This window comes from Aeromonas allosaccharophila, from assembly GCF_000819685.1.
GTDB classification, from domain to species: domain Bacteria; phylum Pseudomonadota; class Gammaproteobacteria; order Enterobacterales; family Aeromonadaceae; genus Aeromonas; species Aeromonas allosaccharophila.
On sequence record NZ_CDBR01000079.1, the window covers coordinates 46,115 to 58,531 of the forward strand.

Below are 12,417 nucleotides of genomic sequence, written 5' to 3' on the forward strand. Positions count from 1 at the left end.
AAATATGCACTGTTGTGTGTATTTATGCGCATATAGGTAAGTTTTTGTTTTTAAAGGGGAAATATAAAAATTCAATACGTGTGGAGTTTTCACCACAGCAGCATCATCAGTTAATATTTATAAAAATAAATAAGATAAAACAACATCTTACGTTCATTCTTGTTGTTGACGATCCCCTGCCTGCTGACTAGGTTGTATGCAAGTCAGATAGGAGCGGTCATGAAACAAAAGATGGTTAAGCAGCCAATTATCACAGATGCGGAAATCGCCAAAACGGAGCGATACAACCGAGACATCCAGGCTTGGGGGTATCGGCCCTGGGTCACAGTGCGACAGTCCCATACCCATGGGCAGGGTCAGATTGTGTATAGTCACAAGACCAAACGTGAGCATCATCTGCTCAGCCGTGGTGAGCGACGCCCATTTTTTTACTTCGAACATGACCCAACGGTTATCGATATTCTGGAGCAGTACCCGCTGCCCCTGCATAAAACTCTAGAAATTGCTGCCTCTCTGAACATTGTCCATCCAGGTAATTACAAAGAGAGGGGCAATCATGGTGGTCGTATTCCAGCCAAAACCATGACTCAGGATTTTTTAGTGTTGAGGCAATCCGATAGTGGCAACGCGCGATTGACAGCGTACAGCTATAAATATTCCGATGCTCTGGATCCTGCCATCACCAATCCTCGAGTCGTTAATCGAACACGAGCAAAAGAGAAAATTGCCCTTGAATATTGGCGTGCTGAAAATATCGATTTTGTGATGGTAACTGAGAAAGATTTTGATGCTACATTTATCTACAATGTAGAGTTCTTGCGGGAGTGTTTTGATTCAAAAAATCTTCTCCAAGTTTCAGCAGATCTTTATGATCATGTAGTTTTAAAATTTAAAAATCACATGATTATGGCACCCTTATCCACACTTAGGATGTTAGCCTTGCTGGTCGCTCAAGAGATGAACATTGATGAGAGGCATGCTGTTTGCTTATTCCAACATGCAGTATATACCGGTCGTATTGATATGGATTTGACACAGCGTATTGAGTTATACCACCCTCTTCCCGCATTGCGAGGGTCTCATGAGAATTAACCAAAAAATTGTATCTAACACAAAAAATAAATCCGAGTTGCTTATTGTTGATATCTGTCTGGATAACAGGTTAATAGCTGTATCAGATTTGTTGACTGACTCACCTAAGCGCCCATTTTTTATTTCTTTGGAACATGTCGAGTCTGATATAAATTCTGCTAGGGTTTCTATTGCAGATCATGATTTTCCAGAGATATTCTATCAACCAGATTCAGCTTTTGATCCTAGATGGATTGATAAAAGAGATCAATGTCTTGCTACTATCAAACCACTGATAGTAGATCCAGATCTTAAACATCGTTATCTATATGGTGAATCAAACGGCATATTGAAACAACTCATAATTCAGTCAGGTCGTAGTAAAAAATATGTAAGCAGTTGTTTGAATCGCTATTTCAAATGTGGAGGGATGAAAAATTCACTATTGCCACGATATTACGAGTGTGGTTTGAATCATCAACTACCAACTAAAACTATTAAGTTGGACGATGGGAAAATCTGTCTGGCCTCAAAAAGAGGACGTGAAACTAATTACGGCAATCCTTATCGAGGTATTACCCAGCAGGACATTAAAAACATTGATTTATTCTCAAAGTCGATTCGCTCTGGAGAGGAAGTCGTTCTCTCTAAATTATATTTAGACTATTGTATGACCTATGCATCTGTCGAATTGAGTCCAAAAAGTGTTGGAGATGGTGAAGTATCAGAATCAGTGAAAGTATTACTTCCAAAAGATCACTTGATTTCTCCCCGTTCATTCAAACGACAATTAATGAAATGTATCGATAAACTAACATTTATCAAAAAGCGAGTTGGTAGCATTAATTATGCGCGAGATCATGCGGCTAAACCTGGTGTGGCTAAAAAAGGGCTGCGCGGACCAACTTATCGGTATGAAATAGATAGTACCATTGCCGACATTTATATTCGTGATGAATATTCACAAGATGAATTAGTGAGTATTGGACGACCTACAATATATTTGGTTGTTGATACGTATAGTACCATGATTGTTGGAATTCATGTGGGATTTGGCAATCCCTGCTGGCATGGTGCCAGTCAGGCTCTTTTTAATGCCATGAGTAATAAAATTGATTTCTGTCGGGAGTATGGCGTTGATATAAAGGAGTCTGAATGGCCCTGCCAAGAAGTATGTCGTGAGTTAACGATGGATCGGGGATCTGAAAATTCGGATAACAATATTACTGCAATATTGCAAGGCCAAATCGGCATCAAGGCCGCAAATTTAAATGCACTCCACCGTGGCGATATGAAAGGCACGGTCGAAAAAAGCTTCCATTTACTGCAAGAAATGGCAATACCACCTCATGCAGGAAAAGTGATGAAAGTGCCGAAAAAAGAGGACCAACATCCGTCTCGTAAACCATTGTATAGTTACAGCGACTTTATGAACCGCTTGATAAATACTATTCTCTTTTTGAATAATAATCGCGCTAGTATTAATTCTCAAAACTTTGAAATGTCACGAGATGGTGTTGGTTTTACTCCTCGTGATGTCTGGAATTGGGGGCTAAAGCAAGCTGTCATAGGTTCCAGAGTGTCCGCAGATAAGCTGCGTTTTGCATTATTGCCCGAGGCTGAGGCAACGGTTATGTCACAGGGCATTTATTTTAGAGGCTTGTACTATAGTTGCAATGAAATTGTTCGTAGGAACTATCTGGATAAAGCCAGGAATCTTGGTAGGTTTAAGATTAAAATTCGCTACTCAGATGTCACCACCAATTATATATGGCTTAAAGATGCGGTATTGGGCGATGTTATCCAGTTGGATATTAATGACCGGAGTGAGGCCTATAAAAATCATAATTGGGAGAATGTCATGCGACAGCAGGAAATCACTAAGGAACGTCTCGCAAATATGAAGGAGCGCGAGTTCAGTGAGCGAGTCGCACTTGTACAAAAGTTCGATAAACAGGATAAACAAATACAGGCCAGTATCAGGCGGCATATAAAAAGCAATGCCAAAAGCATTCAAGGCGGCATGAAAGATCGCAAAATGATAGATGCTGCCATGCAACGACATCGGGAGGGGCAGTCCATTGTTGCCGAATTGGTTCCTGTCGCTCAGCTAGATACAAATCCTCGACCATTATCGGCGATAGGCCAGCAAGATCTCACTGATCCAACAATATTCACAGTTCAGGAAAAGTAACCATGGCGGAACCGAAATATTTTGCACACCCCAATGTGAGTTATCGTGGTAATCCCTATATTGAGGGGTTAGGTATGCCACTCTCTTCGGCACAGTTTTATGCGAACTGTGAGATTCCTTTTCACTATGAATTAGATCTTAGCGGGGTAGATGAATCGCTACATTCATATTTTATCCGTACTGCCATTGACCAACTGGCGGCGGTTTATACATCTCCAGATGAGGCGTACCGTTTATACGACCAGATGCGACGGATGATCGAGGCCGGGTATGTTCGACGCAACCCAGTTGGGGCTGATGTACGTCGGATATTAGCTGCGATTGATCGTGATAAGGCTGAACCGTGGAAGGCTGCACATGTATTGGAACTGGAGTTGTCGGTTCAATACAGCCTGTTACTGCTGGGACTGAGTGGACGTGGAAAGTCCACGATGGTAAAGCAGATTTGCAGGCAGATCCCACAGACGATAGAGCATGGTGATTATACGGATCACCATGGCAACGAGTTTGTTATTAACAGAATACAGGTGACCTATCTGTATATCGAGGTACATGATCGCCGTGGCCAAAAGGCATTACTACTGAACTTGTTGGAATCGCTGGATGCAGTCACTGGCGAGGATTACAGTCATGCGCATCGAGGTAGATCTGTCAATGAATTGATTTCGGTGGTGCAAAAGGCGTTTATCAGCCATGGGGTTGGTTTGTTGATCCTCGACGAAGCACAGAATCTGGCCAAGTCGGCCAAGAGTGAGGTGATCAGCAACAACGAAAAAACCACCATGAAATTTCTGGAGGAATTATTCAATCGAGTTGGTATACCACTGATGTTTGTCGGGACGCTGGCCACGATGAAATTATTTGAAAGCGAGATGACGCTCACTCGCCGAGCGACCAAAAATGGTTCTATGCAATTGGTGAGTTGTGACCTCGAAAGCTCATTTTGGCACCGCTTTATTCGCCTGATCTGCCAGACTAGATTGCTGAAAAACCAGACAACCTCGGAAGACGTGTTGCGCCAGCACATTCATTATTTAAGCGCAGGTATTCCAGCTATTGCGACTAGCCTAGTGCGGGTCACGCTTTCGTATCTGACCCATTTGAAACCTCAAGATCAAGATCTCTCGATAGCTGCATTGGATCGCTGCTTTAATCGCGATTTTAGAATACTCAATCCTGCGCTGACCGCATTGCGTAATGGTGCCTATTACCAATTTGAGGATCTCTCACCGATGCTCATACTGGAATCGGTGGCGAGTGGTCATGAGGTCGCTCAGCAGGTGCAACCACAGTCTGGAACTCATCTGCTGCAAGGTGATGTTAAGCTCAGCAATAAGTCGCAGAAAATAGATGTAAAACAACAGAAAACATTGGAACAGTTATCGCCGGAATTATTGTTAGGCCAGCTTGGGTATCACCTGGATACAGGTAAGCCGAAATGATCCTGCATCGATTGGAGTTGCTACCGGGCGAACATCTGGGGGCGGTGGTAGGCCGGATGCATGTGTTGAGCACGCACGGAACGTTTACAGCAACGGCCCGGGCGTTGGGGCTGAGCAGCCCACAAATCCGCCCTCACCGTTTATGTCACCCCGACGATCCTACCCTCGATACCCAGTTTCGGGCACGAGACGTTCAACGTGCGTGGCAGGATCACTCTGTCGGCAATTATTTAGCCCCCTTCCTGACTCCGCACGAGCAAGGGAGCGTGGTGGCAGCGTTGGCGGGTCATACGCCGCTCCGGCTGAGGGTGACCGGCCAACATAATATACAGCACCGACACTGGCGCTGGTGCGCAGGCTGTATCGCAGAAGATCACGAGATCCATGGCATGCCGTATTACCACCGGGATCATCAGTTGCCAGGGGTGTTTCATTGTCATCGACATCAACTCGGCTTGTCCGGGTGCTGCGCAGGCTGTGGTTTTACCGCCACGCTGTTGTCGGAACAACCCATCCCTCCCTACGATAACCTCTGCTCACAGTGCGGCCACTGGGTGGGGGGATATGATGGTCATTTTACCGAGCCGATGCGCGAGATCGAGTTAGCGTCGCTGGTATTGGCCCATTCCGCCAGCGCACTTACCCTACGCTCGCTGACCCAGTTGGTGAGTGATTCGATGGGGATATCGGGCGAGGCGATGCGCACGGTCAAGAGTATTAAAGCGATCAATATGTGGTTCAAGCAGATGGATGCGCAGAGCGATCCCCAGACATTGGCTGCGTATTTCATCAACTCTGGACGGATCGGTCAGGGCTGGCAGTTACCCCCCCAACTGCGTAATGCACGGGGCTATCATGAGCAGTCAGCCCGAGATCCGTTGCATCCTCTGGCCCACCTTCTGCTATTGCAGCATGCAGGTATCGATCTGGTAGGGCTCCTGGGATCTGAGGGGTGAGCGGTGTTGACCTCAGTGAGCCCAACCTATATTCCTGGCGAATCAGCCTACAGCTGGGTTAGCCAGTGTTTCGTACATTCTGCCTACAGTGACCGAAACCGCTTCTGTGAACGATTGTTCCATCGTCCTGCCATTCGGTTGCATCCGGTATTGCCAGGCCATATTGAGGTTACTGCCCAGGCTGCTGGAGTGGATCCGCAATACCTGCTGCACTATGGCACGGGCTTCCCGCTCTATGCCTTCGCGCTGGACGAGCAATCCCAAGTCCACGCCCTAGCGGCCGCCATGCTGGGTGAGGGGAGGGGGATCATCGCCCTGTCAGGGCAGGCCGCCAGCAAACTACATTTTGGCGGTGTCTGCCTTAAATGGTGTCCCGCCTGCCTGCGGGGGGATGAACAGGTCGTGGGTTGCGGCTACTGGCATACGGCGCACCAACTGTACGGGGTCACCGCCTGTGAAACGCACCAGCTGCGTCTGCATACCCTGGTGGCCGGTGCAGGCGGCATCGACCGCCGATTGTTCCTGCCGGATCCCGCGATACCCTGTGAACCATCACGACCATCCGCACATGAAATCTATCTCTCTGCATATATCACCGCTCTGCATCGGCATCTGTGCGTCCAGTCACCAACGGAGTCGCTAGCGGAGCTGTACCAGCGATGGCTCGGGCAACAGGGCTATCTGACGGCCCGAGGCCATCTGCGCAGCCAGGCCCTGTTGCAGGCCATGACGGAGTTCTGGCAGGGGTTGTTTGCCGATATAACGCCGATAGTGCCGCCGGGACTGGCCAACTATCGATACGTCTCGGGGCTGGTGCACGGTGACCGCAGTCACCACTACCTGAAACATGTGATGCTGATGGCGTTTGTGAGTCGCAGCCCAGCGGAGTTCTTCTCCATCGAGGCGCAGCAGGTGTTGCCTGTGCCGCCAGCGCGTGACGCGCAAGCCGCCGAGCGAGCAGTGCTAAGGTGGTTGGCAGAGCCGCTCTCCATGCGCCAGATCGCCCGCCACACCGGTTACAGTGTCGGTTATATCAAGCAACTCGCGTTGCGACACAACCACCCCGTCGAACACCGAATCCAGCGCATCACTGCGGCAGTGGCGCAGGGGATATGGCGGCAGGCGTTCATGGGGGTAAGCCGACAGCAGATCGCCCATTGCCATGGCGTCTCAGTCGGTGCGGTCGAAGCCATCATTCAGAGCCATCAGGGGTTGTCTGATTGGCGGCGGCATTTGGGCAGAGTGCGCAAGCTGCGTGAGCACCGCGATACATTGACGACATATCTGGCACAGCATGTCCATGCCAGTCGCGGTGTCATCGAGCAGGCGTGCCGAACGGCATTCAGCTGGCTCTATCAGCATGATCGCGTCTGGCTGTATCAGCAGTTGCCCGCTCCCAAACGGGCTGTTCACCATCCCAGCGTGGATTGGGCACAACGGGATCTGGAACTGGCTGCACGACTTGGGCAGCTGGCCGCACAGGCAAGATCATTGTCAGCCCTGGAGCGTGCGCTTGGCAAACCGGATTGGCTCAGGAAATACAAAGCTAGATTACCGCTCAGCTATGCGCTGGCTGTGCGACTTGTCGCTGCTTACGCAGCCCAGCATGCCAAACCCTGATGGTTGCCGTCGATATAGGCACGGCTGTCAGGGGTCAACACGAGGAGTATTGCCATGAAAGTCGAAGCCATCGTCCCCACCACGCAGGTCGTCGATATTCTCTGCGATGTCTGTGGCAGTAGCACGACAACCACCATTGGTACGCAGGAGTTCGGCACGCTGGCAGCGCGCTGGGGGTATGGTTCGCAGCACGATGGTGCGCAATATCAGGTGCATCTTTGCGAAACCTGTTTTTTCGAAGCGTTGGCAAACCTGAGGCAGGCTCATCGGTTGCAAAACCTGTTCGCGGAAGACTATCAACCCGCCGATCCGGACCACTTTGGGCGAGTTGAAGGAAATCAGGAGCTTATCTAACGATGAAGCGATTGAGACCCGTCGGCTCACGCAGGAGCGTGCCAGCCTGCGCCCAACGGCAATCAGACAACAGATACTCTCGTGTTGCATGGGAATAATTGCATTCTGCCCGTCACAGCAGGTTGTCCAAGAACCTAATTTATCCTGCGCTATGAAAGGAGCCGTGGTATGAAAGTTACACCAGAGGGGTGGGTGGTATTGCGTATCCCACCAGATGAAAAGGAGGAGCGAGTTGGCGTATTCAAAATATTTGCATCTTGGCGACAAGATGACAGATGGCGACTTTCCAGCGGAACTGGAACCCTATCAACGATAGCAAGACAGGGTGACTTTCTAGTATGGAAACAGTCATCTGGTAATGATTACTGGCTGCCATTTGATGGGGAAAATGGCATGACTTTTTATACCTGCGGGGTCCTTGAGAACATGTTAAATGCGCTTGAACTAGATCAAGGCGAGGTCATCATTCATCTCCTCAGGGATGGGCAGTTTGACTACGAAGAGCTTCGTCACCTTGAGTTTTGATTGCGTCAAAATAGCTTCGGAAATACTGGCCATTCATGTTAATGGATTCGTTTGGGCTTAAGCGGGCGATTCGACACGCTGCAAGCGGTTGAAAGGGGTCGTTCTGGTATAAACGATGACATGTACGGGTGAATCAATAAGGGACGCCGTGTTCAATTCCTCCTGCAAGGTCGATAACCGCCTGAGCGCCCATCGGTGAGGTGAGCACCTCAGCGGGCCTTTCACCCCCAAATCCCCAGGCTGGTCGAGTGAGCCATCGTAATGACTTGGTAATATCGCCGTTGTACAGGGATATGACAGCCTCCAGCGCTAGTACAACCCAGTAGAGGCGATCTCCCTGAGCGGGAGATAGGTGAACTCCCCGCCTGATTTGGCGACTCAACTCATCACGGTGAATGCCGATCATCGCACAAACAGTACGAGTGTCCGACCCTAGCAGGGCAACCAACTTGATGACGACCTCAGGGGAGACTCCGGCAACAATGTGCTGATGAGCCGCCAGCCTATTGCGAGGCATATCGAGGGATGCAAGAACATCGGTCACAGATGAACTGCTAGCGGTGAGAGCGTGGTTAGCACGATTCATGTAGCCAGTTGTCTCCATATGGGCTCTGTTGATGATGGTCGTGAACGTTGTCGGGCCCAATGTAATCCATCACTCAAGAGTTCATTGGGATCTCACCTAGTTTGGCGCACTTCGTTGGCCGTCGACGAAAGCGTTGGCGCTTTTGTGACGAATCAGGACCTGATTTGGCGATGAGCCGATTAGTGACGTTAATCGGCTCATTATCTAGGCCTTTTTGAGCCGATTAGGTTCTGGCATCGGCAACGCAGGCGTGTGTCAACCGGTGAGAGGTGTCATCTGATGACGAAAGCTTTCGCTCAGTCTCCGCTTTGCCGTCTGGCATCTCGCCCGAGCAGGGCTATCAACTGGCGTTCGCGTCTGCCGGTAGCGGGTGGGTCATTGAGTTAAACCGATCAAAATACCCGCTTGATGGCTTTTCTTGGAGTAAATCAGAGTGGCCTCCTCGCTGAGTCAAACTCACCAGCGATTTGTCATAAACTTTCACGCTAATCAGGCCCAGACTAGCTTCGGCTGAGGGTGTAAAACTGGCGCTAATTTACTATTTGGCTGCGAAGTGACCATTTTGCTAAGCAAACACTGCAATTAAACATAATGGGCATTATGCGCTGACAGATTGGCATGGTGGCTTGCAATTGTGGAGGACAGTTCTTTATTCTGTTTACCATACTTTCAGTATGGCGACAGTCGTTATGGAGTAGCGTTAATACTACTCAAATAATATGGCTTGCATTGTAGGTTCTCGTAGTAGTCCAATGTGTTACATTCACAATTTCTGATGCTGTGCAACGGTCGGTTTCACGTCTAGGAATTGGGGGCATTCAGTTACCATTACCATTTAAAGAAATGGCTGTGAATTGCTCTGATTTTTCGGGTGGACTGCCCTGCCGGGATAGAAAAACCTCAGTATAGTCAGTGCAACTACATACAATCCGCATCCAACTATCCACACCCAACCATTCCAAGATTCGTGGGTTGCACTATACAAAAATGCAAAAATAAGTGGACCGATTACACCCGTGAGGTGTGTCAAACTGGTCAGCAACCCTTGCAATTGTCCCTGTGCTACCTGACCGACACGAACAGATATAATTCCCTGCAAAGCGGGAAGAGTTATGCCACCACAAGCGAGTAACAGCACAACTGGCCAAACCATCCAGCTTTGCGTAATGACTGCCAATAAAAGTAGGCCACAGCCATCAGCCAAGATGCCAACCACGATAGCTCTCTGTTCTCCCAAATGTTTAGCGATAAAACCAGCAGCAAGTCCTTGAAACAGAGCGTGTGTAAGCCCAAACACAGCCAATGAAACACCGACCATTACGCCATCCCATGCGAAGCGCTCTTCTCCGAATAAAACCCATAATGTTGCAGGGATTTGGCCAATCAATTGAATGATGAAAAAGACAACTAGCAATCCCGATAATGGGGAGATCATCTCGCGTATGGAGGATGTGGTTTCATTGATTGTTTCATTCTTTATCTCGTCACTAACCTGATTAGCATTATGGGTCTCATGTAAAATGAATAGGGAGACCAGAAATGCCAGCCCGTTAATGGCAGCAGCGAACATAAACGGTGCCTGTACCGAAAGTTGACCTGCAAAACCACCAATGACTGGTCCAGCAATCATACCGCCACCAAAACAGGCACCCATCATACCAAACCAATGTGTCCTGGATTCCTCAGGTGTGACATCGGCAATTGTTGAGGCTGCAACAGCTCCAGTCGCACCGGTAATACCAGCAATTAAGCGTCCCAGATACAACACCCACACTACGCTGGCTGTTGCCATTAATGCGTAGTCCAGTGTTGCACCTAAAAGTGAAAGTAATAATACAGGGCGACGACCTATGCGATCTGACCAGCGGCCGAGAAGAGGGGCAAAAATCACTTGCATCATTGCATACAGCGCCAATAAAACACCGTAGTTCTCCGCAACATTAGCCTTTCCAACAAACTCCCGTAATAACGCCGGTAAGACAGGCATAATTATGCCAATCCCTATGGCATCTAAAAAAATGATGACCAGTGCCATCATCACAGTGCGGTTCATAGTTAACGCTCTCTATCGGTGATAGGGTTTGAAAAGTAACTCTATCAGTGATAGATTGTCAACAGCGAAAGGAGATAGTGATGGCACGACTAAGCTTGGACGACGTAATTTCAATGGCGCTCACCCTGCTGGACAGAGAAGGGCTAGAGGGCCTGACTACGCGTAAGCTGGCGCAGTCCCTCAAAATTGAGCAACCGACTCTGTATTGGCACGTGCGCAACAAGCAGACCCTTATGAACATGCTTTCAGAGGCAATACTGGCGAAGCATCACACCCGTTCAGTACCGTTACCGACTGAGAGTTGGCAGCAGTTTCTCCAGGAAAATGCTCTGAGTTTCCGTAAAGCATTATTGGTCCATCGTGATGGAGCCCGATTGCACATAGGGACCTCTCCTACGCCCCCCCAGTTTGAACAAGCAGAGGCGCAACTACGCTGTCTATGCGATGCAGGGTTTTCGGTCGAGGAGGCTCTTTTCATTCTGCAATCTATCAGCCATTTTACGCTGGGTGCAGTATTGGAAGAGCAAGCCACAAACCCGACAGAATACAATACAGTGATGGACGCTGTGCCACCATTATTACAGGAGGCATTTAATGTTCAGACGAGAACCACTGCTGAAACGGCCTTCCATTTCGGGCTGAAATCATTAATAGTTGGATTCTCTGCACAATTAGATGAAAAATATATGTCCATCCAGGGTAATAATAAATGATGCTGTCTATGGGGCAGTGCTAACGGTAGTAATTTTAAATCTATCGCCAGTGATTTTTATTTTTCACGCGACAAGTATTCTTGAAAATGTGTATGTGCATAGCCTTTGATAAATTAGGGAGATCCGAACAAAAGGGGGATTTCTTTGCGGGTCTGGCGGTGTTTGCCATTGAACTCGTAGTCAGCGAAGGTCAGTTGATGGCTCACGTTGGTTCTCATCCATGGTACTAAGAAAATCTGATGATCTCGTGTCAAGGATTTGTTCGCACCCTCCCCATCACGTCAAATAGAGCCTGTTTTCCAACTTAAATGTCCTGTTTGCTCACGGAGCAGATGTAGTATTACTTTTGAGTTTCCAACTTAAATGTCACATTTGGTATCGTTAACTCATTGAATACTTTGATCTGCCAGTTTCCAACTTAAATGGTTGTGATCATCTGCGTATTTGTCTAGATAGAAAATAACTTGGGAGGGATAACGACTAAATATGCAATGCTTTATGTGTGATGCTTGGCCATAGGAAATACATCTAAATATTGAGCTATCGCAAGTAATGGTCAGATATTTCCAACTGAACCCCAACTTTTCAGTTAACTATCTTCTAGCTGTGGTATAAAAATATAGCATTTCCCTATACTATATATTTCTTGAACGTTATCATGAATCTGGTTATTGATCCCATTTTTAGTAAAGATGCATTGTTGCGGACTTGTTATGGCTTTTCGGGTGGTTTTCACTTCGATATTAAAATGAATGATGGAATGTATTCTATTACCATTTCTAAATTAGATGCCACGCCGGTATCACGCAGAGCAGCATAGACTAAAGCATCTTTCACTACTTTTGTTTTTTCCTCAATCACCACCCGTAGCTCATGATCAACTAGCGCATTTTTAAATTCAGC

At 48.0% G+C, this 12,417-nt stretch carries 10 protein-coding genes; 8 read left to right on the forward strand and 2 right to left on the reverse strand.

Annotation, left to right across the window (positions count from 1 at the left end; translation table 11 throughout):
- The first annotated feature begins 219 nt into the window (after window positions 1-219).
- The 7 genes from BN1115_RS13620 (at window position 220) to BN1115_RS13650 (ending at window position 8,162) form a co-directional block, all read left to right on the forward strand.
- Window positions 220-1,092: a TnsA endonuclease N-terminal domain-containing protein gene (locus tag BN1115_RS13620; protein ID WP_011899279.1), complete on the forward strand. Its 873-nt coding sequence runs from the start codon at window positions 220-222 to the stop codon at window positions 1,090-1,092.
- Window positions 1,082-3,265 carry a hypothetical protein gene (locus BN1115_RS21755; protein WP_011899278.1) on the forward strand — a complete coding sequence of 728 codons (2,184 nt, stop codon included), beginning with the start codon at window positions 1,082-1,084 and terminating at the stop codon, window positions 3,263-3,265. The genes BN1115_RS13620 and BN1115_RS21755 overlap by 11 nt, the downstream gene beginning before the upstream one ends.
- Window positions 3,266-3,267: 2 nt before the next feature.
- Window positions 3,268-4,707: an AAA family ATPase gene (locus BN1115_RS13630; protein WP_011899277.1), complete on the forward strand. Its 1,440-nt coding sequence runs from the start codon at window positions 3,268-3,270 to the stop codon at window positions 4,705-4,707.
- Complete coding sequence (locus BN1115_RS13635) at window positions 4,704-5,663, forward strand: TniQ family protein (RefSeq protein WP_042657575.1); 960 nt, start codon at window positions 4,704-4,706, stop codon at window positions 5,661-5,663. Before BN1115_RS13630 ends, BN1115_RS13635 begins: the two co-directional genes overlap by 4 nt.
- A gap of 15 nt (window positions 5,664-5,678) precedes the next feature.
- The gene (locus BN1115_RS13640; RefSeq protein WP_223945899.1) at window positions 5,679-7,283 is read left to right on the forward strand and encodes a TnsD family transposase; all 1,605 of its coding nucleotides are present in this window, start codon (window positions 5,679-5,681) and stop codon (window positions 7,281-7,283) included.
- A 54-nt stretch (window positions 7,284-7,337) separates the two neighbouring features.
- The gene (locus tag BN1115_RS13645; RefSeq protein WP_011899273.1) at window positions 7,338-7,637 is read left to right on the forward strand and encodes a hypothetical protein; all 300 of its coding nucleotides are present in this window, start codon (window positions 7,338-7,340) and stop codon (window positions 7,635-7,637) included.
- 168 nt (window positions 7,638-7,805) lie between these two features.
- Window positions 7,806-8,162: a hypothetical protein gene (locus BN1115_RS13650; protein ID WP_011899272.1), complete on the forward strand. Its 357-nt coding sequence runs from the start codon at window positions 7,806-7,808 to the stop codon at window positions 8,160-8,162.
- Between the two features lie 133 nt (window positions 8,163-8,295).
- Here the strand turns inward: BN1115_RS13650 and BN1115_RS22965 are convergent, their stop codons facing one another.
- Both BN1115_RS22965 and tet(E) read right to left on the reverse strand, forming a co-directional pair.
- Window positions 8,296-8,766 carry an antitoxin Xre/MbcA/ParS toxin-binding domain-containing protein gene (locus BN1115_RS22965; protein WP_011899271.1) on the reverse strand — a complete coding sequence of 157 codons (471 nt, stop codon included), beginning with the start codon at window positions 8,764-8,766 and terminating at the stop codon, window positions 8,296-8,298.
- 817 nt (window positions 8,767-9,583) lie between these two features.
- A complete protein-coding gene (gene tet(E) / locus BN1115_RS13660) occupies window positions 9,584-10,801 on the reverse strand; it encodes a tetracycline efflux MFS transporter Tet(E) (RefSeq protein WP_011899270.1) in 1,218 nt (405 codons plus the stop codon).
- A gap of 80 nt (window positions 10,802-10,881) precedes the next feature.
- Between tet(E) and BN1115_RS13665 the strand changes: the two genes are divergently transcribed.
- On the forward strand, window positions 10,882-11,514 hold the full coding sequence (locus BN1115_RS13665) for a tetracycline resistance transcriptional repressor TetR(E) (protein WP_011899269.1): 633 nt from the start codon (window positions 10,882-10,884) through the stop codon (window positions 11,512-11,514).
- Window positions 11,515-12,417 lie beyond the last annotated feature (903 nt).

Excerpts from the sequence above, each read along its gene's own strand:
- BN1115_RS13620 (WP_011899279.1), top strand. The coding sequence starts at position 220 with ATGAAACAAAAGATGGTTAAGCAGCCAATTATCACAGATGCGGAAATC.
- BN1115_RS21755 (WP_011899278.1), top strand. The coding sequence starts at position 1,082 with ATGAGAATTAACCAAAAAATTGTATCTAACACAAAAAATAAATCCGAG.
- BN1115_RS13630 (WP_011899277.1), top strand. The coding sequence starts at position 3,268 with ATGGCGGAACCGAAATATTTTGCACACCCCAATGTGAGTTATCGTGGT.
- BN1115_RS13635 (WP_042657575.1), top strand. The coding sequence starts at position 4,704 with ATGATCCTGCATCGATTGGAGTTGCTACCGGGCGAACATCTGGGGGCG.
- BN1115_RS13645 (WP_011899273.1), top strand. The coding sequence starts at position 7,338 with ATGAAAGTCGAAGCCATCGTCCCCACCACGCAGGTCGTCGATATTCTC.
- BN1115_RS13650 (WP_011899272.1), top strand. The coding sequence starts at position 7,806 with ATGAAAGTTACACCAGAGGGGTGGGTGGTATTGCGTATCCCACCAGAT.
- BN1115_RS22965 (WP_011899271.1), bottom strand. The coding sequence starts at position 8,766 with ATGGAGACAACTGGCTACATGAATCGTGCTAACCACGCTCTCACCGCT.
- BN1115_RS13665 (WP_011899269.1), top strand. The coding sequence starts at position 10,882 with ATGGCACGACTAAGCTTGGACGACGTAATTTCAATGGCGCTCACCCTG.